At 63.0% G+C, this 21,728-nt stretch carries 24 protein-coding genes; 17 read left to right on the top strand and 7 right to left on the bottom strand.

The annotated features are described in order from the left end of the window. Positions 1-44 precede the first annotated feature (44 nt). Entirely contained in the window at positions 45-773 is a 729-nt protein-coding gene (locus VJ673_RS17620; protein ID WP_324127462.1) for a GntR family transcriptional regulator, read from the bottom strand. A 220-nt stretch (positions 774-993) separates the two neighbouring features. Here VJ673_RS17620 and VJ673_RS17615 point away from each other — a divergent pair, with 220 nt between their 5' ends. After that, the gene (locus VJ673_RS17615; RefSeq protein WP_324127461.1) at positions 994-1,983 is read left to right on the top strand and encodes a malate dehydrogenase; all 990 of its coding nucleotides are present in this window, start codon (positions 994-996) and stop codon (positions 1,981-1,983) included. A 228-nt stretch (positions 1,984-2,211) separates the two neighbouring features. On the opposite strand, the gene VJ673_RS17610 is transcribed toward VJ673_RS17615, so the two are convergent. Both VJ673_RS17610 and infA read right to left on the bottom strand, forming a co-directional pair. Beyond that, positions 2,212-2,835 (bottom strand): hypothetical protein, encoded by a 624-nt coding sequence (locus VJ673_RS17610; protein ID WP_324127460.1) that lies wholly within the window; start codon positions 2,833-2,835, stop codon positions 2,212-2,214. 87 nt (positions 2,836-2,922) lie between these two features. After that, the gene (gene infA, locus VJ673_RS17605; protein WP_324127459.1) at positions 2,923-3,192 is read right to left on the bottom strand and encodes a translation initiation factor IF-1; all 270 of its coding nucleotides are present in this window, start codon (positions 3,190-3,192) and stop codon (positions 2,923-2,925) included. Between the two features lie 364 nt (positions 3,193-3,556). Between infA and VJ673_RS17600 the strand changes: the two genes are divergently transcribed. Further along, positions 3,557-4,450, top strand: a complete 894-nt coding sequence (locus VJ673_RS17600; RefSeq protein WP_324127458.1) for an adenylate/guanylate cyclase domain-containing protein — start codon at positions 3,557-3,559, stop codon at positions 4,448-4,450. A 20-nt stretch (positions 4,451-4,470) separates the two neighbouring features. Here the strand turns inward: VJ673_RS17600 and VJ673_RS17595 are convergent, their stop codons facing one another. After that, positions 4,471-4,800 carry a DUF2325 domain-containing protein gene (locus tag VJ673_RS17595; protein WP_324127457.1) on the bottom strand — a complete coding sequence of 110 codons (330 nt, stop codon included), beginning with the start codon at positions 4,798-4,800 and terminating at the stop codon, positions 4,471-4,473. A gap of 127 nt (positions 4,801-4,927) precedes the next feature. On the opposite strand from VJ673_RS17595, the gene VJ673_RS17590 reads away from it, so the two are divergent. Continuing rightward, on the top strand, positions 4,928-5,947 hold the full coding sequence (locus VJ673_RS17590) for a Fe(3+) ABC transporter substrate-binding protein (RefSeq protein WP_491700807.1): 1,020 nt from the start codon (positions 4,928-4,930) through the stop codon (positions 5,945-5,947). Positions 5,948-6,046: 99 nt separating this feature from the next. On the opposite strand, the gene VJ673_RS17585 is transcribed toward VJ673_RS17590, so the two are convergent. The 3 genes from VJ673_RS17585 to VJ673_RS17575 form a co-directional block, all read right to left on the bottom strand. Then, positions 6,047-6,472, bottom strand: coding sequence for a hypothetical protein (locus VJ673_RS17585; protein ID WP_324127455.1), 426 nt, complete (start codon positions 6,470-6,472; stop codon positions 6,047-6,049). 104 nt (positions 6,473-6,576) lie between these two features. Next, the gene (locus VJ673_RS17580; RefSeq protein ID WP_324127454.1) at positions 6,577-6,888 is read right to left on the bottom strand and encodes a hypothetical protein; all 312 of its coding nucleotides are present in this window, start codon (positions 6,886-6,888) and stop codon (positions 6,577-6,579) included. Positions 6,889-6,939: 51 nt separating this feature from the next. Next, entirely contained in the window at positions 6,940-8,622 is a 1,683-nt protein-coding gene (locus tag VJ673_RS17575; protein WP_324127453.1) for an ABC transporter permease, read from the bottom strand. A 129-nt stretch (positions 8,623-8,751) separates the two neighbouring features. On the opposite strand from VJ673_RS17575, the gene VJ673_RS17570 reads away from it, so the two are divergent. The 14 genes from VJ673_RS17570 to VJ673_RS17505 all read left to right on the top strand — a co-directional run bounded on the left by VJ673_RS17570 (position 8,752) and on the right by VJ673_RS17505 (position 21,727). Continuing rightward, entirely contained in the window at positions 8,752-9,873 is a 1,122-nt protein-coding gene (locus tag VJ673_RS17570; protein WP_324127452.1) for an ABC transporter ATP-binding protein, read from the top strand. Then, positions 9,870-10,571 carry a leucyl/phenylalanyl-tRNA--protein transferase gene (aat, locus tag VJ673_RS17565; protein WP_324127451.1) on the top strand — a complete coding sequence of 234 codons (702 nt, stop codon included), beginning with the start codon at positions 9,870-9,872 and terminating at the stop codon, positions 10,569-10,571. Before VJ673_RS17570 ends, aat begins: the two co-directional genes overlap by 4 nt. 10 nt (positions 10,572-10,581) lie before the next feature. Next, positions 10,582-11,325, top strand: a complete 744-nt coding sequence (locus VJ673_RS17560; protein WP_324127450.1) for an arginyltransferase — start codon at positions 10,582-10,584, stop codon at positions 11,323-11,325. A gap of 76 nt (positions 11,326-11,401) precedes the next feature. Next, positions 11,402-12,430 carry a quinone-dependent dihydroorotate dehydrogenase gene (locus VJ673_RS17555; RefSeq protein WP_324127449.1) on the top strand — a complete coding sequence of 343 codons (1,029 nt, stop codon included), beginning with the start codon at positions 11,402-11,404 and terminating at the stop codon, positions 12,428-12,430. Positions 12,431-12,530: 100 nt separating this feature from the next. Continuing rightward, a complete protein-coding gene (gene rsxA / locus VJ673_RS17550) occupies positions 12,531-13,115 on the top strand; it encodes an electron transport complex subunit RsxA (RefSeq protein WP_324127448.1) in 585 nt (194 codons plus the stop codon). Positions 13,116-13,185: 70 nt separating this feature from the next. Then, complete coding sequence (gene rsxB, locus VJ673_RS17545) at positions 13,186-13,737, top strand: electron transport complex subunit RsxB (RefSeq protein ID WP_324127447.1); 552 nt, start codon at positions 13,186-13,188, stop codon at positions 13,735-13,737. Beyond that, positions 13,734-15,386, top strand: a complete 1,653-nt coding sequence (gene rsxC / locus VJ673_RS17540) for an electron transport complex subunit RsxC (protein ID WP_324127446.1) — start codon at positions 13,734-13,736, stop codon at positions 15,384-15,386. Before rsxB ends, rsxC begins: the two co-directional genes overlap by 4 nt. A 1-nt stretch (position 15,387) precedes the next feature. Beyond that, entirely contained in the window at positions 15,388-16,395 is a 1,008-nt protein-coding gene (locus VJ673_RS17535) for an RnfABCDGE type electron transport complex subunit D (protein WP_324127475.1), read from the top strand. Continuing rightward, the gene (locus VJ673_RS17530) at positions 16,392-17,051 is read left to right on the top strand and encodes an RnfABCDGE type electron transport complex subunit G (RefSeq protein WP_324127445.1); all 660 of its coding nucleotides are present in this window, start codon (positions 16,392-16,394) and stop codon (positions 17,049-17,051) included. The genes VJ673_RS17535 and VJ673_RS17530 overlap by 4 nt, the downstream gene beginning before the upstream one ends. A gap of 15 nt (positions 17,052-17,066) precedes the next feature. Further along, positions 17,067-17,765, top strand: a complete 699-nt coding sequence (locus VJ673_RS17525; protein WP_324127444.1) for an electron transport complex subunit E — start codon at positions 17,067-17,069, stop codon at positions 17,763-17,765. 13 nt (positions 17,766-17,778) lie between these two features. Continuing rightward, the gene (gene nth, locus VJ673_RS17520; protein WP_324127474.1) at positions 17,779-18,411 is read left to right on the top strand and encodes an endonuclease III; all 633 of its coding nucleotides are present in this window, start codon (positions 17,779-17,781) and stop codon (positions 18,409-18,411) included. A 23-nt stretch (positions 18,412-18,434) separates the two neighbouring features. After that, positions 18,435-18,860 carry a DUF1841 family protein gene (locus VJ673_RS17515; RefSeq protein ID WP_324127443.1) on the top strand — a complete coding sequence of 142 codons (426 nt, stop codon included), beginning with the start codon at positions 18,435-18,437 and terminating at the stop codon, positions 18,858-18,860. Between the two features lie 100 nt (positions 18,861-18,960). Further along, positions 18,961-21,369: a PAS domain S-box protein gene (locus VJ673_RS17510; RefSeq protein ID WP_324127442.1), complete on the top strand. Its 2,409-nt coding sequence runs from the start codon at positions 18,961-18,963 to the stop codon at positions 21,367-21,369. After that, entirely contained in the window at positions 21,332-21,727 is a 396-nt protein-coding gene (locus tag VJ673_RS17505; protein ID WP_324127441.1) for a response regulator, read from the top strand. The genes VJ673_RS17510 and VJ673_RS17505 overlap by 38 nt, the downstream gene beginning before the upstream one ends. Position 21,728 lies beyond the last annotated feature (1 nt).

Genomic DNA, 21,728 nt, shown 5'->3' with positions numbered 1-21,728 from the left:
AGAATTATATACGCTGAATGCCCCTATGCCTTCCGCTCACGGGACTAGTTCAATTCATTCAAATAAAAATGCTCGGCCGTCGAATACAAACCACGGCGCCATTCAACCGGCCGGTCCCCATAGGTATAAGTCACCCGCTCAACCGAAAGTAGCGGCGTACCTTCCGGAACGCGCAGCGTATCGCTCGTCGAACGGTCGGCCGCGACCGCGCGGATGCGCTCCTGCGCCCGAATCATCCTCAACCCGAAACGGGTTTCGAACAGGCTGTATAGCGAACCGTTCCAGCTCTGAAGCACTTCAAGTGTCAGACCCTGGAAAATCTCGCCCGGAAGATAAATTTCGTCGACGACAACGGGTTTCTGCGCAAAACGCAGCACCCGTCGAACAATGATGATCGGATCGCCAAGCGCAATCCCGAGCATACGGGAGGCTTCCTGACCGGCCTTGGCGCGCCAGCAATCCATCGGTAAGCTTTGCGGATGCGCAAGATCGCCATCCATCGGAACGAGGCGCAAGAACCGGAACAGAGCACGGGGGTCGTTATGAGAAGCGACGAATGTGCCTTTCCCCTGCTTGCGAACAAGGAGATTTTCAGCGGCCATTTCGTCGATCGCCTTGCGCACGGTTCCCTGCGAAACGCTGAATCTCGCAGCAAGCTCCTGCTCGCTCGGAATCACCTGCCCGGGACGCCACTCCCCCGACTCAAGTGCCTGAAGAATCAGACTCTTGATCTGCCGGTAGAGCGGACTGAAAGTTGGGGATTCCTGTGCCATGGACGCATTTCAACACAAAATTTCGCGAGCGTCCATTACCTGTCTCATGTCTTATATAAGACATTGGACGTTAATTGACATCGAAGGTACTTGCTTCTACCATCCTTGAGTCCCGGCGGCGCCTGTTTTCAGGCCCCCGAGTCGGTCGCCACGCGCGCTATCGCGGGCATAAAATGAATTTCCTACCGTCTTCAATTCGCTTTAGAGAGGGAGTACTCACATGAGCAAAGCCCCCGTGCGCGTCGCCGTCACTGGTGCCGCCGGCCAGATCGGCTACAGCCTGCTGTTCCGCATTGCCAGCGGCGAGATGCTGGGCAAAGACCAGCCCGTGATCCTGCAATTGCTCGATCTTCCCCAGGCCCAGAAGGCGGTCAAGGGCGTGATGATGGAGCTCGAAGACTGCGCGTTCCCGCTGCTCGCCGGCATGGTCGCCACCGACGACCCGAATGTCGCCTTCAAGGACGCCGACTACTGCCTGCTCGTGGGCGCCCGTCCCCGCGGCCCCGGCATGGAGCGTGCGGACCTGCTGCTCGCCAACGGCGCAATCTTCACCGTTCAAGGCAAGGCGATCGCTGAAAACGCGAACGAAAACGTGAAGGTTCTGGTTGTCGGCAACCCCTGCAACACGAACGCCTACATCGCAGGCGCCGCTGCGAAGAAGGTCGGTCGCACGAATCCGAACAACTATCACGGCATGCTGCGCCTGGACCACAACCGCGCGCTGTCGCAACTGGCAGCGAAGACCGGCCGCGCGGTTTCGAGCCTGAAGAAGATGGTCGTCTGGGGCAACCACTCGCCCTCGATGTACGCCGACTATCGCTTCTGCACGTCGAACGGCGACTCGGTCAAGGCGCTCGTCAATGACCACGCGTGGAACAACGATGTGTTCCTGCCGACCGTCGGCAAGCGCGGCGCCGCCATCATCGACGCTCGCGGCCTGTCGTCGGCCGCTTCCGCGGCCAACGCTGCCATCGACCACATGCGTGACTGGGCCCTCGGCTCGGACGACTGGGTCACCATGGGCGTCCCGTCCGATGGTTCCTACGGCATCCCGGCGGGTGTTGTCTTCGGCTTCCCCTGCGAATGCAAGAACGGCAGCTTCAAGATCATCCAAGGCCTCGAAGTCGATGCCTACTCGCAAGAGAAGATCAACAAGACGCTGGCCGAACTCGAAGACGAGCGCGCCGCCGTTGCCGAAATGCTGAAGTAATCGCTCCGAAACTGGAGCTAGAAGAGCCGCGGCAGTTGCCGCGGCTTTTTTTGTGCCAGGATTTCCGCGACCCGCCTTTAAAAAGCAAGCGGTGAGGCGCTAGGGGCAATTGAAGGGCGCGCTGGCGCGCGCCGCTCTATGGTCGACGGTGGGCGCAGCGTGGATTGGATACCTGCAGGTCGCTTCAATAACGGAAGGGCGGCGCCCTTTCCCCCGCCAGCCGCCGCCTTACTCCGCGGCCTTGTCCTTCGGTTGCTGCGCCGGAGCAGGCGCCTTCTTGACGGCCGACTGCGTCTTACGAACCGGCGCCTTGCCCGATTTCGCGGGCTTGGACTTGGCTGCCGTCGCAACCTTCGCCTGGAGCCCCGACTCTGCTACATCGCCCGCGACCATCTGTACGCCGAGAGATTTTGCTGCGGTTCTGCGGACTGCGGGCTTCGTTCGCGCAACCCGCTCGCCCTCCTGGTCGGCAACGACGGGTCTCACGGCGTTTGTCTTGCCGGAAGGGGCAGCAACGGTCGCCGCCCCGACGTGCGGTGCCGCCGCGCGCAACATGGCACGGACGAAATCTCTCTCGCCCATGGCATCGTGCAAGGCACCGGACATGTCCAGTCGAGGCAGCCACGGCAAAAAGAAGTCGATGACCGCAGGTTGCCCTTCACGATCCTCGGCCAATGCCGGAAGCCATGGGGCCGGCGTCGCCGCGACCGCAGACAGCCAAAGCTTCCACTGATCGCTCCAAAATGCGTTGAGGGTGTTCAGGATCGACCAGGGCTGCATGCATGCATTCAGCCACTCCTGCGATGCTTCGGCAATCAGATTCGCCGCGTGAGCCGACGGTTTGACATCCATTATTCTCTCCTGCACATGCAGAGACACTAATGCTATCAGTCTAACTCAAGTGCCGAAGAAGGCGGAATGGCGCTCCGCTCCAAGCAGTCAACGCTTGCGGAACGGGGCACGAGGCGCCGCATCTCCTGCCGGGCGCTCATCCTTGTGACGGAAGCTGATACGAGCTTTGGTCAGGTCATACGGCGATAGTTCGACACTCACCTTGTCCCCCGCCAGAATCCGGATCCGATGCTTGCGCATCTTTCCCGACGCATAGGCCTGGACTTCGACACCATTTTCCAGCGTGACGCGAAACCGAGTGTCCGGCAGGACTTCGTTCACGACACCTTCCATTTCAAGTAACTCTTCCTTGGCCATGTGGCCTCCTCCATAGCAATGCCGACGCTCCCGATTTTCGGGGCGATACCGCCCGCCCAGCCACGTGGACGCGACGTCCCAAAGCGTACCGGCTCGGAAAGATGGGGTGTCGGCTGCCGCAGCAAGCTACCGGCCCGGCTACAGATCGGCAACGCTTGGCGGCAAACCGCCATGAAGCGCTGCGGCGTGACAGAATCGGGAGAACATTCCGGACACATATCGACGCCGCGCGTCGCACCGGCACGAAACTCGTAAGATCACTATACAGGATTCCCGCGGCAGCCCCAAAGCACGGGAGCCCCGGATTGTGTCCAAATCAACATCCTGTCGGCCACGCGTGCGCTAATTTCATATAATGCGGCACATGATCGCTGCAGATTCAGACCCGCATGACTGCACAGTGCTCTTCGCGGATATCGCGGGGAGCACCCCGCTGTACGCCCGGATTGGCGACGCAGCAGCATTCCTGCTTATCGAAAACTGCCTCAAGACGGTGAGACGGGAAATCGAGGGTCAGGGAGGTCGTGTCATCAAGAACACCGGCGACGGCATGCTGGCCGTTTTTGCCAACCCGAACGTCGCCTCCGAAGCGGTCATTCGCATTCACAATGCCGTTACCGAGCTGCCCGATGCAACGAGTCACAAGCTCGCCGTCAGACTCGCATTCCACTCTGGGCCGGTAATCCAAAACGCCGACGACGTGTTCGGCGAAACGGTGAACGTGGCAGCACGCCTGCTCGAACTGGCATCGCCCGGACGCGCGATCACCTCCGCCGAAGCCATCCGTCAGTTGCGCCCGGAATGGCGCGCCCTCGCCCACCCGGTGCAGAGTCGGACGCTCAGAGGCGTCTCACGCCTCACGGAGTTGTTCGAACTGCATTGTGAATCGACGGGAGACCTGACGGTCGTCCAGTCGATCAATCTGGACGAGGTCGACGCGGTGGAACTCCGGCTCGACCTCGGCGAGCGATCGGTCATCCTCAACGCCCAAAAGCCCAGCGTCCGGCTCGGTCGCGACCCGCTCGCGGACCTGCGGATCACCGACACCCGGGCATCACGCAATCATGCTTCGATCGAGTTGCGCGGCGACAAGTTCGTCCTGGTCGATCGCAGTAGCAACGGGACCTTTGTCGCTATCGAAGGCGAAAAGGAGTTCGTGCTTTCGCACGAAGAAATCGTTCTACGCAAGCGGGGCTCGCTGGCGCTCGGAAGGTCGTGCAGCGAGACGGCCCAGCTTATCAACTACGTCTGCCTGTAAGCAGCGGGGCACCGGCGCGCTCAGTTGCCACGGCAGCGCGCGGCGCACCCGGCGCAATTCCGCCGATCGATCCGCTTGCCGAGCGCCTGCTGTAGCGCGCAGACGGAACGACGGCAGCACACGAAGTCGATCCCCTCGCGACTCGCAGCGTCGCGGAATCGCTGCATCACATTGTGGCCGATGAAATCGGTGAACAGGATCACCATTCCGATACCCGTCGGAAGAGGCGCGCTGCGTCGCTGATGCGCGGTCTCGCGCCCGCTGACGTGGGCGGCTATGCGGATTCCGAATTCAGAAAGAACGTCCGGGATGTTGCCCAGCCGGTCGGCACCGACGAGTAATGCGTTCATGTAGCCCTCTTTCGCGGTTATTGCGAATCGTTCTCACGCATGTTGCCAACAATAAGAATTGTTTGCAAGTAGGAACCGTTCTCGTTAGTATTTCGCCATCACCCACCCTGCATCAGGAACGCACATGATGAAGACCGTCCTCGCAACCTCGATCGCAACCGCCCTAAGCCTCTGCGCCGTGCAGGCCGGCGCCGCCGACACCGAGCTCAACCTCTACTCCGCGCGGCACTATCAGACCGACGAAGCCCTGTATTCGAATTTCACGAAGCAGACCGGCATCAAGATCAACCGAATCGAAGCGAAAGAAGACGAGCTTCTGGAGCGTGTGCGCAACGAAGGGGCGAACAGCCCGGCGGACGTCTTCATCACGGTGGATGCAGCGCGGCTGGCGAAGGCCGACGAGCTCGGCATCTTCGCACCGGTCAAGTCGAAAGTGCTGGAAGAGCGAATTCCGGCGCATCTGCGCACGGAGCGTTGGTTCTCGTACTCGACCCGTGCACGCGTGATCGTTTACAACAAGGACATGGTGAAGCCGGAGCAGGTCCAGACCTACGAAAACCTTGCGGACCCGGCGCTGAAGGGCAAGGTGTGCACGCGGTCGGGCAGCCACCCTTACAATCTTTCGCTCGGTGCGGCGCTGGTCCGTCACGACGGCGCCGAAGCGACGGAAAACTGGGCGCGTAACGTGGTGGCGAACTTTGCACGCGCACCGAAGGGCGGCGATACGGACCAAATCAAGGCCGTGGCGGCGGGCGAATGCGGCGTTGCGATCGCGAACACCTACTACCTCGCTCGGATCATGAATTCGAGCAAGCCCGAGGATAAAGAGATCGTTGAAAGGATCGGCACTGTCTGGCCGAACCAGAAGAGCTGGGGCACACACATCAACGTATCCGGCGCGGGGATGCTGAAGACCGCTCCGAACAAGGGTGCCGCCGTCAAATTCCTCGAGTACCTGGCGTCGGACGAGGCTCAGGCGTACTTTGCAAACGGCAACAACGAGTGGCCCGTCGTGGCGGGCGTGAAGGTGAACAATCCGGCCCTCGACAAGTTGGGAGCGTTCAAGGCGGATGCCCTGCCAGTCGGCGAACTAGCTAAGACGGCAGCCGAAGCGCAACGCATCTACGATCGCGCGGGATTCCGTTAAACGACTTTCGGCGCCATCCAATCGAAAAGCCCCTCCGACGCGGAACGCCGGAGGGGCTTTTTCCGTTCAAGGCGCGAACAAAGCGCCCAGGGAGACGAATTACTGACCTTCCGCGGCCGGAGCCGAGCTCGGTCCGGCCTCGGTTTTCGGCTTGGAAGAACGCTTGCGGAACTTGCGGGCCGGCTTCTTGGCCTGCCCTTCCTCCGCAGGCTTGGCGGAGACGATCGGTGCAGGCGGTTTCGGCTGTTGCTGCGGCTTGGGTTGCTTTTGCCCGCCGACCTTCTGCTGTTGTGGCGGTTGCCCACCGCTTCGCTGATTACGGCTTCGCTTCTGCTGCTGGCCCAGCCCGGTCGACGGCGTCGGACGCCGCAAGTTGGGGTCCGGGGCTCCTTCCCGGTTGCCGGGAGCGAGGCTGATTTCGAGTTCGTTGAGTTCGTCCCACTCTTCGTCGGTACGCTGGCCATCGGGAATGGCGAGCAGTTCCTGCAGGCGACGACGGGGAGAGGTCGGTTGCGGTGCATTCATGGCGGGATTATCCCATCATTGGGCCGTGGCGGCCCCATTTTCAAGGCAATTTTCGGCAATTTTTCTCTGCGATGCTCGCCTTTACAGCGATTCGCAGGCCTTATTCATTCGCGCAGGCGTCGCATGACGCGTTCGACGATTGAGCCCTGCGCCGCGATCTCTGTCGCGCCGGCCGCCTTCGCCGCCTCGAAAGCTTCGGCATCGAAATGCGGTCCGAAGGCGATGATGCCAGCCTGAGTGTATTTCTGCCTCAGTTGCGCAATATGCTCGCAGGCCCTTCGCACCTGCAGATCGATAACCACCAGGTCCGGGACCTCGGTCGTATTCTTCTTGAGGACGGTTGCACCGGCAGTCTTCCAGGCTGCTTCGAGCCTGAAGCGATTCATGAGATCGTCACACCACAGCAGGATTTTCATCGTACTCCAAAATTTGCAGTCGGTTGAGCAGCTGGGCAGGCATGACGCCGCTCAGACTTCGGTCTCTTCATATGTCCGCCGCCTACCGCGCGCTATCTGGCGCGAGATGACGAACATCGGCAACAGCCCGACCAAGACGATAGTCAAAGCCGCAGTGGATGCCTCCGCCAAACGCTCATCTGCCGCCAGCGTGTGCGCCTGTGTGGCCAGCGTGTCGAGGTTGAAGGGGCGCATCACGAGCGTCGCGGGCAGCTCCTTCATTACGTCGACGAAAACGAGCAATCCGGCCGTGAGCAGGCTGCCGCGCAGGATCGGGACGTGCACACGGCGCAGCGTACTCCATTTTCCGAAACCGAGGCAGCGCGCCGCATCATCCATCGAAACCGTGATCTTCCCGAGGCTGGATTCAACGGTATGAAGCGCAACCGAAAGGAAACGCGTCAGGTACGCATAGACGAGCGCCGCGACGCCACCGGTCAGGATCAGACCCGGATTGACGCCGAAACTCGCCTCCCACCAGGCTGCCAGCACGTTGTCCAGCCGTGTGACGGGGATCAGTACGCCGACGGCAATCACGGAGCCCGGGACCGCGTATCCCAGTCCGACGACGCGATTCAGGAGATGGGGAAAGCGCGAGCGGGCAAGCCGCGCGGCGTAACCGAGCACCACCGCAAACGCGACGGCCGCCAGTGCCGTAAGGGAAGCGAGGAAAAAACTATTGCGCGCGAGTGCGAAGAAACGCGCGCCGAACTGAGAGTCGCCCTCGGCGAGCGCCATCTTGAGCAGCAGTCCGGCCGGCAGCACGAAGCCGAGCAGCAAGGGCAGAGCGCAGGCGACGGCCGCGAGCAGGCCCGGCAACAGGGACAGTCGCACAGGTGTCGGCAGTGCCTGCTGGCGCGACGTATTGCCGTAACGGGCGCGACCGCGGCTGGCGTGTTCTACGACGAGAACGAGGACGACAATGGCGAGCAGCATTGCCGAGAGTTGTGCCGCAGCGACGCGGTCGCCGAGCGAGAACCACGCACGGTAGATCCCGGTGGTAAATGTCTGGACTCCGAAGTAGGAAACCGTGCCGAAGTCAGCCAGCGTCTCCATCAGCGCCAGCGCCGAGCCGGCGACGACGGCGGGGCGAGCGAGGGGGAGCGAGACGCGAAAGAAACATCCCCATGCGCCGAGGCCGAGCGAACGCCCGGCCTCGAGCATTCCCGCGGCTCGCTCGAGGAAGGCCGTGCGGGCAAGGAGGTAGACGTAGGGGTAAAGCACGAACATGAACATCGCGACCGCGCCGCCGGTCGTACGTACGTCCGGAAACCAGTACTGGCCTGCCTTCCAGCCGAAGGCCGCGCGAAGCCAATTTTGCAGCGGCCCGACGAATTGCAGGAAGTCCGTATAGACGTAGGCCATCACATAGGCCGGCACCGCCAGCGGGAGCACCAGAGCCCACTCGAAGAAGCGCCGCCCGGGGAATTCGAGCATGGTCGTGAGCCATGCGGTCGTGATGCCGATACTTGAAACCCCGAGGCCGACCCCGACGCACAGAATCAGCGAATTGCGAACGAACTCGGGCAGAACCGTGCTCGCCAGGTGCGCCCAGGTGCCACCCGTGCCGCCCACGAATACGTTCGAGAAGACGGACAACACCGGCATCGCGATCAGAAGAGCGATCAGCAGAGCACAGCCGGTCAGCGTCGACCTGTCCTTCAGCAGCCTCTCCAGCCCTTCTCCAAAATGCATATCACTCCCGATCCATGACGTCGCGCGAGTTGTCCCGCCGCGATACAGCGGAAAATTATAATGGATCGCATTTCGATTACTGCGATGCAATAATGGCGAGCATCCCGACATCCTGATATATGCCCCGCCATGTCGCATCTAGAGCTCGCAGGAATCGACCTTGCTTACGGCACTCAACGCGTTGTTCGCGGGCTATCGATGCGACTGGAAAAGGGGAGCATCGGCTGCCTGCTGGGGCCGTCCGGGTGCGGTAAAACGACCGTGTTACGGAGCATCGCAGGGTTTGAACGCGTGAGCGGGGGCGAGATTCGCCTCGATGGCGCGGTCGTGAGCCGCCCGGGGCAGCACGTTCCGCCCGAAAAGCGTCGGATCGGCATGGTGTTCCAGGACTACGCGCTGTTCCCGCATCTCACCGTTACGCAGAACGTAGGCTTTGGATTGCGTGCGATGGATCGCGGGCAGCGCAACAAACGGGTGGCCGAGCTGCTGCGGGTGGTGGGCCTGCAGGACCAAGCCAACAAGTACCCGCACGAGTTGTCGGGTGGACAGCAGCAGCGCGTTGCGCTGGCGCGCGCGCTGGCGCCGCGCCCCAGCCTGCTGCTGCTCGACGAACCTTTCTCCAACCTCGATGTGGAACTGCGAGAACGCCTGTCGTATGAGGTGCGCGACATCATCCAGGCAACGCAGACGACCGCGATCCTCGTCACCCACGATCAGAACGAAGCCTTCGCCGTGGCCGACGAGATCGGGATCATGCACGAGGGGTGCATCCAACAGTGGGACGCGCCCTACAACCTCTACCATCGGCCGGCCAATCGTTTCGTGGCGGATTTCATCGGACAAGGCGTCTTCCTGTCCGGGCGGGTGATCAGCCATCATCAGGTCCGCGTCGAACTCGGCACGCTCAACAGCGCGATTCCGGTCGAATGCTGCCCTGGGGACGATCAGTGCCCCGGCGAGGAATGCTGGGTCGACGTGCTGTTGCGTCCTGATGACGTCGTTCATGACGATTCGAGCGATATGAAGGCCGAAGTCGTCCACAAGGCCTTCCGCGGCGCAGAGATCCTCTACACGTTGCGTCTCGACAGCGGCGCCCGGGTGCTATCGCTGGTACCGAGCCATCACAATCACGCCATCGGGGAGCGAATCGGGATCCGCCTGGACGTTGACCACGTAGTGACGTTTCCCGGCGCACATTCCGCTGCCGCGCCTCTGCGCCCCGAACGCGAAGAGGCGTCAGTTGCGCGATGATCCCCTGGCTGTCGGAAGCGCCCGAGTTCCCCCCTGTCTCGCAAGCCCTTGCCGAACCGAACGGCCTGCTCGCGGCTGGCGGCGCCTTGACGCCGGAGTGGCTGCTCGTGGCCTACCGCCAAGGGGTCTTTCCCTGGTTCTGCCCCGGCGAACCGATCCTGTGGTGGAGCCCGGATCCCCGCCTCGTGCTGCTTCCTTCCGAAATTCACGTCTCCCGCAGCTTGCGGCGGACGCTGCGCCAAGGTCGCTTCAAGGTCCGTTTCGACACGGCTTTCGCCGACGTCATGGCGGCCTGCGCCGAACCGCGAGAGCCCGGCGGCGGGACTTGGATCACATCCGAGATGCAACGGGCCTATGTGAGGATGCACGAACTCGGTTACGCTCACAGTGTCGAATCGTGGGACGGTGACCAGCTTGTCGGCGGCTTGTACGGGATCGCCTTGGGAAGAGTCTTCTACGGGGAATCGATGTTCAGCCGCCGGAACGATGCCTCGAAAGTCGCGCTGGCGCACCTCGCCCGATACCTGGATCTGCTGGGATTTGCCGTGATCGACTGCCAGATGACGACTTCGCACCTGCTCTCGCTCGGCGCGCGTGAAATTGCGCGCAGCGAATTCGCGTCCGGACTCGCGGTCTGGACCGGCGAGGGCCCTGCGCCAAGTCGCTGGCCTGCGACCGATCCGCGGGTCGTCTTCTGAACCGACTGCGATGCAGAAGGATTACCCCTACGCTCTCATCCAGTTCTACGCGACAGCGCCGTACGCGTGTTCCTATCTGCCCGAGCGGTTCGCCCGCTCCCAGGTTGCAACGCCCGGGCACTTGATCGATTCGCATGTATATAGCGAACTCGTGCGAAACGGCTTCCGCCGCAGCGGCATGTTCACCTACCGGCCTTACTGCGACGAATGCCGCGCCTGCGTGCCGGTGCGAGTGCCGGTCGAGGAATTCACGCCGGACCGCAGCCAACGGCGCACCTGGAAGCGACTCGCGGGACTGCAGGCCGCGGAGCGGGAGTTGCAGTTCTCGGAGGAGCATTACGCCCTCTACCAGCGTTACCAAGGCACCCGTCACGCCGGCGGGGGCATGGACCAGGACAACAGGGAGCAATACACGCACTTCCTGCTGCAAAGCCAAGTGGACACGCGCCTCGTCGAATTCCGCGACAGTGCCGGCTTGTTGCGGATGGTGAGCGTGATCGACCGGCTGACTGACGGGTTGTCGAGCGTGTATACCTTCTACGACCCGGACGATCATCCGGCGGGGTACGGGACCTATGGCGTGCTTTGGCAGATCGAGGTATGCCGCCGGCTCGGCCTGCCCTATCTGTACCTCGGTTACTGGATCAAGGAGAGCCGCAAGATGGCGTACAAGATCCGCTTCCGGCCATTGGAAGGACGCATCCGAGGAGAATGGATCCTGCTCGATCCGGAACGCGATTCGACCGCCGGCTGAATCCCTTTCTGCCGGGAACACTGTCCATCGTGAAATCCGCAGGGCAGACGCCGCCCCAAATCGGTAAAATCCCGCGATGCTCTACGACATCGCCCGCCCTATCCTGTTTTCGCTCGATGCGGAAACTGCGCACGAATTTTCCCTAGCCGCCCTGCACCTTGCCGGCCGCCTGCTGCCAGCGGCAACGCCGCTCGCCGCCGAACCCGTTCAGGCAATGGGACTGAACTTCCCCAATCGCATCGGCCTCGCGGCCGGTCTGGACAAGAACGGCGAGGCCATCGACGGCCTGGCGCGATTCGGGTTCGGCTTCCTCGAGATCGGCACAGTGACGCCGCGTCCGCAACCCGGAAATCCACGACCGCGCCTCTTCCGGCTCCCCGAGGTGCGCGGGATCATCAACCGGATGGGCTTTAACAACCACGGCGTCGACGCACTGGTCGCCAATGTGCGGCAGGCGAAGTTCCGCGGAATCCTCGGCATCAATATTGGCAAGAACTTCGACACGCCGATCGAACGCGCAGCCGACGACTACCTCGCCTGTCTCGACAAGGTGTACCCGCTGGCAAGCTACGTCACGGTCAATATCTCGTCGCCCAATACGAAGAATCTGCGGCAACTGCAGGGCGCATCGGAGCTCGACGACCTGCTGGGCCAACTGAAGGCGCGCCAGCAGGCGCTCGCGGACCGTCATGGCCGCTACGTGCCGCTGACGCTCAAGATCGCGCCGGATCTCGAACCAGCGCAGATCACCAACATCGCCGATGCCTTACGGCGCCACCGCATCGACGGCGTGATCGCAACCAACACCACGATTTCGCGCGATAAGGTGCAGGGTGTACGCTACGCGGAACAGCAGGGCGGGCTCTCCGGGGCGCCGGTATTCGAGGCGTCTACCGCAGTGGTGAGCCAGCTCGCTCAGGCACTGGCCGGCGAGCTGCCGATTATCGCCGCCGGCGGCGTACTCGACGGGCGCGCCGCGCAGGCCAAGATCGATGCCGGCGCGGCTCTCGTTCAGGTCTATAGCGGATTGATCTATCGGGGTGGGGCGCTCGTTGTCGAATGCGTACGCGCGACCAATGATGCTCACGCGACAAGATCCGCGTGACGCCCGCAGCAGGCCGCTGTGGCAAGCCCCCGCGCATGACCAAGCCTTGAGCTGACGGCGGCGCACGGGCGATAATTGCAGGATTCTCCGGCACCGGATCATGAGCAGCTACATTCTTCTCGTCCTCGGCGCGGTACTCGTCAATAACGTCGTCCTGGTCCGGATCCTCGGGCTGTGCCCGTTCATGGGGGTATCCAAGAAGCTGGATACCGCGATCGGCATGGGTGCCGCGACGACTTTCGTACTGACGCTCGCTTGCGGCACCAGCTACCTGATCGACACCTATCTGCTGCAGGCCTTCGACCTCGGCTACCTGCGCACGCTGGCCTTCATCGTGGTGATCGCGGCGATCGTGCAGCTCACGGAACTGGTGATCCAGAAGACCAGCCCGGTGCTGCATCAGGTGCTGGGCATTTATCTGCCCCTGATCACGACCAACTGTGCCGTGCTCGGAATCCCGCTGCTCAATGTGGGCCTGAAGCACAATCTGCTGCAATCTCTTCTGTTCGGCTTCGGATCATCAGTCGGATTTACGATGGCATTGGTGCTCTTCGCCGGGATCCGCGAGCGACTCGACGGCGCCGACGTACCCGGCCCCTTCCGTGGCACTGCGATTGCCATGATCACGGCCGGCTTCATGAGCCTTGCGTTCATGGGCTTCGCCGGCATGGATCGTTTCCAGTAATGCAGGACTGCCCCGCGAACCTGCCGACCGGCCCGAGCGTATCGGCAATCGCGCCCTTAGCGCCGACACAATGCTGACCTCCATTCTCGTGATGACCGGGATCGCCATCGTGCTGGGTGCAGCACTTGGCTACGCCTCGATCCGTTTCAAGGTCGAGGGTGACCCGCTGGTCGAAAAGATCGATGCGATCCTCCCGCAAACGCAGTGCGGCCAGTGCGGCTATCCGGGCTGCAAGCCCTATGCGCAGGCGATTTCGAACGGCGAGGCGGATATCAACCAATGCCCGCCGGGCGGCGAGGAAGGTATCCGCAAGCTCGCGGACCTGCTGGGACGGGATTTCAAACCGCTGTCGGCAGAACATGGCGTCGAAAAGCCCAAAGCCGTCGCGCTGATCGACGAGCAGTTGTGCATCGGTTGCACGCTGTGCATGCAGGCCTGCCCGGTGGATGCGATCGTCGGCGCAGCAAAGCAGATGCATACCGTCGTCGACCCGCTGTGCACGGGCTGTGAACTGTGCGTGGCGCCCTGCCCTGTCGACTGCATCTCCATGGAGCCGGTGCGCGAAACGGTCGAAAATTGGAAATGGAAGTATCCGGTGATCGAATTGAGGCCCGCAGCATGATCGGCCGTCTCTTCGGTTTCAGGGGGGGCGTGAAGCCCGAGTCCCACAAGACGGAGTCCGCCAGCGCGCCGATCACTGCGGCGCCAATGCCGCGGCGTCTCGTGATTCCCTTGCGCCAAAATCCTCGTTCAGGGGCGCGCTGCCTCGTCGAACCGGGCCAGAAGGTGCTGAAAGGCGAACCTATCGGCGAGGGCGAAGGCCTGCTCGGCACGAGCGTTCACGCCTCGACCTCCGGCACCGTGCTCGAGATCGGCGAGCATCCGATGGCTCACGCCTCGGGTCTGAGCGCGCTGTCGGTGGTGATCGAGCCGGACGGCGAAGACCGCTGGATCGATCATGCTGCCTTCGACTATCACGGCAATTCGCGCGACGCGACCCTGGCCTATCTTCGCGGCTGCGGTATCGCCGGGCTCGGGGGCGCCACCTTCCCAACGCACGTCAAGCTTGGCAAGGGAACGGGCATCGACACCTTGGTGATCAATGGCGCCGAATGCGAGCCTTGGATCACCTGCGATGATCGTCTGATGCGCGAGCGCGCGACGCAGGTGCTGTCCGGCGCGATGATCCTGCGGGATCTAATCGGCGCGCGTCGAGTCCTGGTCGGTGTCGAGGACAACAAGCCGGAGGCGATCTCGGCGATGCGGGATGCGCCGGGGGGCGCCGACGGTGTCGAAATCGTTCCCGTGCCGACGCTGTATCCTGCGGGCGGGGAAAAGCAGCTTATCCGCGTGCTGACCGGCATCGAGATCCCGCATGGCAAGCTGGGACCGGAGTTCGGCGTGCAATGCTTCAACGTCGGCACGGCCTATGCGGTGCATCGCGCGATCCACCACGGCGAGGCGCTCCTTGCGCGTATCGTGACCCTGACGGGCAATGTCGCGAAGCCGGGCAACCACGAAGTGCTGCTCGGCACGCCAGTCGACGAACTACTCGCGCTTGCCGCTCCGAAGGTCGATACGGACCGCTACATCATGGGCGGTCCGATGATGGGGTTTGCGTTGGCGAGCGCGGCTGTGCCGATCACCAAGGGCGCCAACTGTATCATTGCCGCCTCGCCTTCCCTGTTCCCGCCTCCGCCGCCGGAACTGCCCTGCATCCGCTGCGGGGAGTGTTCCCGCGCCTGCCCCGCCGACCTGCAGCCGTTCGAGCTGTATTGGTTTTCGCGTTCGAAGAATTTCGGCAAAGCGCAGGAGTACCACTTGTTCGACTGCATCGAATGCGGCTGTTGCGCCTACGTTTGCCCTTCGCACATCCCGCTCGTCGACTATTTCCGCTTTGCGAAGAGCGATATCTGGGCACGCGAACGAAACACGACGGCAGCCGACCAGGCGCGAGACCGTTTCGAGTTCCGCAATTTCCGCCAGCAGCGCGACAAAGAGGAAAAGGCGGCGAAACTCGCGGCCAAGGCAGCAGAAATTCAGGCAAAGCTGACAGAGGCGCCGCAGCAGGCAGAAACGCCTGCTGTGGAAGCCGAGGATCCGAAGAAGGCCTTGATTGCTGCTGCGTTGGCGCGTGCCAAGCAACAAAAAGCCGCAATAGCGCCGCGCAACACTGCCGATCTGAACCCCGAGACCCAGGCCAAGATCGCGGAGATCGATGCTCGCCGCGAAGAAAAATCAAAGCCGCAGGACACGAGTCCGGCCTCCTGACATGATGCAATCCCCTTACGTTCGCAAACCGGCCAGCGTCACGAGCGTGATGCTCGCCGTGCTGCTTGCCCTGCTCCCGGCCATCGCGCTCTACGTCTGGCAGGTGGGCGTCATCGTGCTGGTAAATCTGCTGCTGGCGACGATCACCGCACTCGTCGGCGAAGCCCTGGTGCTCAAGGTTCGCGCACGGCCACTCGCCCCCGCTTTATCTGATCTGTCAGCGGTGGTGACAGCCTGGCTGGTCGTGCTGAGTTTTCCGCCCATCCTGCCCTGGTGGGCGACCGTTCTCGGGGTGCTGATCGCCATTGTCGCGGTCAAACAGCTTTATGGCGGATTGGGACAGAACCCGTTCAATCCGGCGATGGTGGCCTTTTGCGCGATGATCGTGGCGTTTCCGTCGTTGATGTCCCAGTGGCCAGGCGTCGGACAGCTCGATTTCGCGACTCAGCTCCATCTGGTGCTGGGCGACCAGCGTCAGGTCGATGCGATCGCCGGCGCGACGGCGCTCGATGCGATGCGTACGGGCCTGCGCTCGGGCGGCGGTACCGTTGCCACGATTCTTTCCGATAAGGCCTTCGGCCATTTTGGAAGCCGTGGATGGGAATGGCTCCCCCTCGGGTACTTGGTCGGCGGGCTCTTTCTGCTGGCTCGACGGATCATCACCTGGCACATGCCGGTCGCCTTCCTCGCGACGCTGGCGCTCATTTCCAGCATGTTCTGGCTCGCCAATCCGGGACACTTCCCGTCTCCGCTCTTCCATCTGGCGAGTGGCGGCACGATGCTGGCGGCCTTCTTCATTGTGACGGACCCGGTCTCCGGTGCGACCACACCGCGCGGGAAACTGATCTTTGCCGCTGGCATCGCGATCCTGACCTATCTGATCCGCGCGTTCGGTGCTTTCCCGGACGGGATCGCCTTCGCGGTCCTGCTGATGAACATCTGCGTTCCGCTGATCGACATGAAGACGCAACCGCCGGTATTCGGCCACCGCGAGGACAAGGCGCGATGAGCGAACGGTACTCCGCGGGTCGGACCTCCGCACGGACCGCGGGTATCCTGGTGCTCTTCACGATCGCGTTCACGGCGCCGATGGCCGCGACCTACAATGCGACGCGGCCCGCAATCGAAGCCTCTGCGCAGGAAGGCAAGATGCGGCTGATCAACGAGGTGCTTCCGCCAGCCGCCTACGATAACGCGTTGCTCGACGACTACGTCACGCTGGGCCCCACTCCGCAGCTCGGCCTCGATCAGGGCGGGCGCGTGTATCGCGCGCGACGTGGCGGTGCGCCTGCCGGTCTCGTCCTCGAAACCATCGCCACCGATGGCTACGCCGGACGGATCCAGCTCGTCGTCGCGGTGGCGGCGGACGGGACACTGAGCGGTGTGCGGGTCGTCACGCACAAGGAGACGCCGGGCCTGGGTGACTACATCGATCCACGCAAGGACCGGAATAAGGACAAGCCCTGGATCGGGCAGTTCGCGGGCATGTCGCTGGATACAGGCCCCGAGAAATGGAAGGTCGGCAAGGACGGCGGTGCTTTCGCCTATCGCGTCGGGGCAACGATCAGCGCGCGGGCAGTAACGAACGCCACGCGACGGGCGCTGGAGTTCGCCGGCGCGCATCGTGACGCTCTGTTTGCCGCTCATCCGGGCGCAGCGCTCTGACGAAGGATTCTCACGATGAATTTCGAACGCTTTCGTGAAAGTGCCTGGAACGGCCTGTGGCGGCAGAACACGGGCCTTGTCCAGTTGCTGGGCCTGTGTCCGATCCTCGCGATCAGCACCAGCATCGTGAATGCCGCGAGCCTTGGCCTCGCCACAGTGCTGGTGATGGCGATGTCCAACCTCGCCGTGGCCTCGCTTCGCAATCTCATCCCATACGAGATCCGCATTCCCGTGTTCATCCTGATCATCGCGTCGCTCACGACGATGGTCGACCTGGCCTTCAATGCCTACTTCCACGACCTGTATCTGGTGCTCGGCATCTTCATCCCGCTGATCGTCACGAACTGCATCGTGCTTGCGCGCGTGGAAGCCTTCGCCGCCAAGAACGACCCGCTCTCCTCGACCGTCGACGGCGTCATGATGGGCCTGGGCCTTGTCTGCCTGTTGGCTGTGCTCGGCGGGCTACGCGAGCTCGCGGGCAACGGCACCTTGTTCGCCGGCATCGAGATGATCATCCCTGGAGCGTCGGCCATTCCGGTGTTCGGCAAGGACTACCCGGGCTTCCTGATCGCAATCCTGCCGCCAGGGGCATTCTTCACGCTCGGATGCCTGATCGCGCTCTCCAACTGGATCCGCAGCCGGGCGGCACAACGCAAAGCCGCCGGCCCCGAAACGGACGACCGCGACCTCGCCCCTGCCAAGGCCGCCTCTTGAGCCGGCGATGACGATGAAGCGGGACGCGATTCGCGAATTCTTCCGCCGGCTCGCTGAGGCGAATCCGGCGCCGACTACCGAACTGGAATTCGGGACACCCTTCCAGTTGCTGGTGGCTGTCGTGCTGTCGGCCCAGGCGACGGACAAGAGCGTCAATCTCGCGACGCGTGGACTGTTCGCCGCCGCGCCGACCCCGGAAGAGATGATCACACTCGGCGAGGAAGGCGTTGCCGACCACATCAAGACGATCGGCCTTTACCGCAACAAGGCGAAGAACGTCGTCGCGCTGTCGCATCAGTTGCTGGAACGCCACGGCGGCGAAGTCCCTGCCGACCGGGAAGCACTCGAAGCCCTGCCCGGCGTCGGGCGCAAGACGGCGAACGTCGTGCTCAACACGGTTTTCCGCCAGCCGGTGATGGCCGTCGACACCCATATCTTCCGAGTCGCCAACCGGACAGGGCTGGCGCCCGGAAAGGACGTATTGGCCGTCGAGCAGGCACTGATGAAACGGGTGCCGGAGGAATATCTGCTCGACGCCCATCACTGGCTCATCCTCCACGGCCGTTACGTATGCACGGCCCGCAAGCCGCGCTGCCCGGAATGCATCGTGCGCGACTTGTGTGAATTCCGGGACAAGACCGCCTGACCCCATCATCAACCGAGGGAACAATGTTCAATCCGACCCGCGATGAAGTCCGGAAATTCTTCATCGAAAGCTGGCGCAAGTATCGCGCGCAGGAAGTACAGACGCCGCTCGAGCACATGGCGACCGATCTGATCCAGCTCCATCCCGAATACCATGCGCTGCTCGATGATCCGGATTCGGTCGCACGCGAGTTCTCGCCTGAAGACGGGCAGATCAACCCCTTCCTCCACCTGTCGCTGCATCTCGCGATCGCCGAGCAATTGTCGATCGACCAGCCCCCCGGGCTGCGCGCCGCGTTTGAAGCCTGCCTGCGACGGCGGGACGACCAGCATCAGGCGCTGCATGATGTCCTCGAGTGTCTCGGCGAAACCATGTTCGACGCTCAGCGCAATAACACTCAGCCCGACGGACGGGCCTACGTGAGCTGCGTGCTGCGTCGCGCGCGCTGATACCCAAGATGAGAAAGGCGAAGCATTTCGCATCGGACCCGCACTACAATAACAGCATAGCCCGAGCGCCAGCCCCGCCTTGACCTGACCGGGAGCCCCGATGCAAGTCCCGCCCATTCCGCCCGACGAATCGCTTCGCCTCGAGGCCCTGCGCGCGCTGGACTTGCTCGACACGCCGCCCGAGGAGCGCTTCGATCGGATCACGCGGATCGCGCGGCGGCTCTTCGACATTCCCATCACGCTGGTGACCCTCATCGACCAGGATCGCCAGTGGTTCAAGTCGCGCCAGGGCCTCGATGTAACCGAAACATCGCGCGACATCTCGTTTTGCGGCCATGCCATCCTGACGCCGGAGATTTTCGAGGTTTGCGACGCCGCGGACGACCCGCGCTTCGCTGACAACCCCCTCGTCACGGGGCCTCCGAATATCCGTTTCTACGCCGCGGCGCCGCTGTCCAGCCTGGACGGTCACCGCGTCGGCACACTATGCCTGATCGGCCGCTCGCCGCGCCGGCTCGATGCCGAAGAGCGCTCGCTGCTGCGCGATCTGGGCAACCTCGTGCAGGAGGAATTCGGCCGCACTCGGCTCGAAGAAGCCGTCGACGCACTGCGCAGCCACGAAGAGCGGCTGCGCGCGATCGTGAATACCGCCAACGACGGAATCATCACGATCGACGAAAGCGGCCTCGTCGAGTCGTTCAATCCCGCCGCCGCCGCCATTTTCGGCTACGAACCCGCGGAGGTCATCGGCCGCAACGTCAGCATGCTGATGCCGGAGCCGTATCGGAGCGAACACGACGGCTATATCCGCCGCCTGATCACGACCCGAGTGCCCCACGTGATCGGGACAGGGCGCGAAGTCGTCGGCCGACGCAAGGACGGCACCAAGTTTCCGATGGATCTCTCGGTCAGCGAGTCCGTGCTCCGGGATCGTCGATTCTTCACGGGCATCGTGCGTGACATCAGCGCACGCAAGGAGGCCGAGCGCATCAAGAAGGAATTCATCTCGACGATCAGCCACGAGCTGCGCACGCCGTTGACGTCGATCCGAGGTTCGCTCGGATTGATAGCGGGCGGGGCTGCGGGCCCACTGCCGCCGCAGGCAGCAAAGCTTCTCGACGTCGCGAGCCGGAACAGCGAACGCCTTGTCCGGCTGATCAACGACATCCTCGACATCGACAAGGTCGAGTCCGGAAAGATGAGTTTCATCCTCGGCGCGCAGCCGTTGTTGCCGCTGATCCGGCAGGCGATCGAGGCTAATCGCGCGTATGCCGAAGAGCTCGGCGTCAAGATCGAACTGACCGGAGACCCGGCCGACGCCAGTGTTTACGCAGATCCGGACCGTCTGGCGCAAGTCCTTGCCAACCTGTTGTCCAACGCCGCGAAGTTCTCGCCCCCAGGGAGCGCAGTCGAAGTGTCGCTGGAGCGACGCAACGGCTCGGCGCGGGTAAGCGTCCGTGACCGCGGCCCTGGCGTTCCCGACGCCTTCCGCGAGCGCATCTTCGAGAAGTTTTCCCAGGCCGATGCCTCGGACACGCGGCAGAAGGGGGGCAGCGGCCTGGGGCTCGCGATCACGCGCTCGCTGATCGAAGGCATGGGCGGGCGTGTCGGATACGACAGCTCCAGCAGCGGCGCGTGCTTCTGGTTCGAACTGGGTGCACTGCCCGACAACGAGCCCTTCGGCGACAAGGGCGGCGAGGACGCCTCTCGCATCCTGATCTGCGAAGACGATCCGGACGCTGCAGCCCTGATCCGCTACATGCTCGAGGAGGCGGGCTATCGCGCCGACATTGCGGTCGATGCCGAACACGCGAGGCGAATGCTGGCCGGCAACCGCTACGACGCGATGACCCTCGACATCGCCCTTCCCGACCAGGACGGCATCGCGCTGATCCGGGAGTTGCGCGATATGGAAGCGCTTCGCGACCTGCCCATCGTCGTCGTTTCCGCGCGCGCGGACGAGGGCAAGGCCCGCGTCGGAGGTGGAATGGCCGTCGCGGACTGGCTGGAGAAGCCGATCGACCAGCAACGGCTGCTACGGGTCCTGCAGCGCAGCATGAGCGCAGCGGCGGCCCGGCAAAGGCAAGCGGAGAGCCCGGCGGGGCGGCAAAGAATCCTGCATGTCGAGGACGATGCGGACGTCTTCCGGTTCATCTCCCGGCTTGCGAAGGATCTGGCCGACTTCGACCACGCGCCGGACCTCGACACCGCCCGCCGCAAGCTGACCGGACAGGTCTACGATCTGATCATTCTCGACTTCGCCCTGCCGGACGGTTCGGGGTGGGAGCTCCTGCCGCTGATCTCCGCACAGTCCCCGCCGCCGCGCGTCGTCGTCTTTTCGGCAAACGACGTTTCGCAGTGCGACGCGCAACATTTCGCGGCCTGTCTGGTCAAGTCGAATACGGACAATGCGCGCCTGCTCGGCACCTTGCGGGCACATATCTTCCAGAGTCTTCCTTCGGTGAAGCGAAATGAGCATGAAGAACCTCAAGAAGATTCTCTACGTTGAAGACGAGCCCGACATCCGGCTGATCGCCGTGATGGCACTCGAAACGCTGGGCGGGTTCACGCTCGAATCGTGTGAATCGGGTCGGGAGGCCGTCGCGAAGGCGCCCGAATTTTCGCCAGATCTGCTGCTGCTCGACGTGATGATGCCCGGTATGGACGGGCCGACGACCTTGCTCGCGCTGCGCGATCTGCCCGGACTCGCCGACACGCCCGCGGTGTTCATGACGGCAAAGGTCCAGTCGCAGGAAATCGACGAATATCTGGAGCTGGGGGCTGTCGACGTCATCGCAAAGCCCTTCGATCCGATGACGCTTGCCGCTCGGATAGAAGACATCTGGCACCGCACTCAAGAAGGATGAA

This window comes from Aromatoleum sp. (assembly GCF_035254505.1).
Classification (GTDB): Bacteria; Pseudomonadota; Gammaproteobacteria; order Burkholderiales; family Rhodocyclaceae; genus Aromatoleum.
Note: the sequence above shows the minus strand (reverse complement) of the source record. Positions and strands in the feature narration are given on the sequence as shown.

What these genes read in the sequence shown, in the direction of transcription:
- VJ673_RS17525 (WP_324127444.1), top strand. Translation starts at nt 17,067, where the DNA reads ATGAATTTCGAACGCTTTCGTGAAAGTGCCTGGAACGGCCTGTGGCGG.
- VJ673_RS17555 (WP_324127449.1), top strand. Translation starts at nt 11,402, where the DNA reads ATGCTCTACGACATCGCCCGCCCTATCCTGTTTTCGCTCGATGCGGAA.
- VJ673_RS17530 (WP_324127445.1), top strand. Translation starts at nt 16,392, where the DNA reads ATGAGCGAACGGTACTCCGCGGGTCGGACCTCCGCACGGACCGCGGGT.
- VJ673_RS17515 (WP_324127443.1), top strand. Translation starts at nt 18,435, where the DNA reads ATGTTCAATCCGACCCGCGATGAAGTCCGGAAATTCTTCATCGAAAGC.
- infA (WP_324127459.1), bottom strand. Translation starts at nt 3,192, where the DNA reads ATGGCCAAGGAAGAGTTACTTGAAATGGAAGGTGTCGTGAACGAAGTC.
- rsxB (WP_324127447.1), top strand. Translation starts at nt 13,186, where the DNA reads ATGCTGACCTCCATTCTCGTGATGACCGGGATCGCCATCGTGCTGGGT.
- rsxA (WP_324127448.1), top strand. Translation starts at nt 12,531, where the DNA reads ATGAGCAGCTACATTCTTCTCGTCCTCGGCGCGGTACTCGTCAATAAC.
- VJ673_RS17590 (WP_491700807.1), top strand. Translation starts at nt 4,928, where the DNA reads ATGAAGACCGTCCTCGCAACCTCGATCGCAACCGCCCTAAGCCTCTGC.
- rsxC (WP_324127446.1), top strand. Translation starts at nt 13,734, where the DNA reads ATGATCGGCCGTCTCTTCGGTTTCAGGGGGGGCGTGAAGCCCGAGTCC.
- VJ673_RS17505 (WP_324127441.1), top strand. Translation starts at nt 21,332, where the DNA reads ATGAGCATGAAGAACCTCAAGAAGATTCTCTACGTTGAAGACGAGCCC.
- VJ673_RS17575 (WP_324127453.1), bottom strand. Translation starts at nt 8,622, where the DNA reads ATGCATTTTGGAGAAGGGCTGGAGAGGCTGCTGAAGGACAGGTCGACG.
- VJ673_RS17620 (WP_324127462.1), bottom strand. Translation starts at nt 773, where the DNA reads ATGGCACAGGAATCCCCAACTTTCAGTCCGCTCTACCGGCAGATCAAG.
- aat (WP_324127451.1), top strand. Translation starts at nt 9,870, where the DNA reads ATGATCCCCTGGCTGTCGGAAGCGCCCGAGTTCCCCCCTGTCTCGCAA.
- VJ673_RS17600 (WP_324127458.1), top strand. Translation starts at nt 3,557, where the DNA reads ATGATCGCTGCAGATTCAGACCCGCATGACTGCACAGTGCTCTTCGCG.
- VJ673_RS17510 (WP_324127442.1), top strand. Translation starts at nt 18,961, where the DNA reads ATGCAAGTCCCGCCCATTCCGCCCGACGAATCGCTTCGCCTCGAGGCC.
- VJ673_RS17560 (WP_324127450.1), top strand. Translation starts at nt 10,582, where the DNA reads ATGCAGAAGGATTACCCCTACGCTCTCATCCAGTTCTACGCGACAGCG.
- VJ673_RS17535 (WP_324127475.1), top strand. Translation starts at nt 15,388, where the DNA reads ATGATGCAATCCCCTTACGTTCGCAAACCGGCCAGCGTCACGAGCGTG.
- VJ673_RS17615 (WP_324127461.1), top strand. Translation starts at nt 994, where the DNA reads ATGAGCAAAGCCCCCGTGCGCGTCGCCGTCACTGGTGCCGCCGGCCAG.
- VJ673_RS17585 (WP_324127455.1), bottom strand. Translation starts at nt 6,472, where the DNA reads ATGAATGCACCGCAACCGACCTCTCCCCGTCGTCGCCTGCAGGAACTG.
- VJ673_RS17610 (WP_324127460.1), bottom strand. Translation starts at nt 2,835, where the DNA reads ATGGATGTCAAACCGTCGGCTCACGCGGCGAATCTGATTGCCGAAGCA.
- VJ673_RS17595 (WP_324127457.1), bottom strand. Translation starts at nt 4,800, where the DNA reads ATGAACGCATTACTCGTCGGTGCCGACCGGCTGGGCAACATCCCGGAC.
- VJ673_RS17570 (WP_324127452.1), top strand. Translation starts at nt 8,752, where the DNA reads ATGTCGCATCTAGAGCTCGCAGGAATCGACCTTGCTTACGGCACTCAA.
- nth (WP_324127474.1), top strand. Translation starts at nt 17,779, where the DNA reads ATGAAGCGGGACGCGATTCGCGAATTCTTCCGCCGGCTCGCTGAGGCG.
- VJ673_RS17580 (WP_324127454.1), bottom strand. Translation starts at nt 6,888, where the DNA reads ATGAAAATCCTGCTGTGGTGTGACGATCTCATGAATCGCTTCAGGCTC.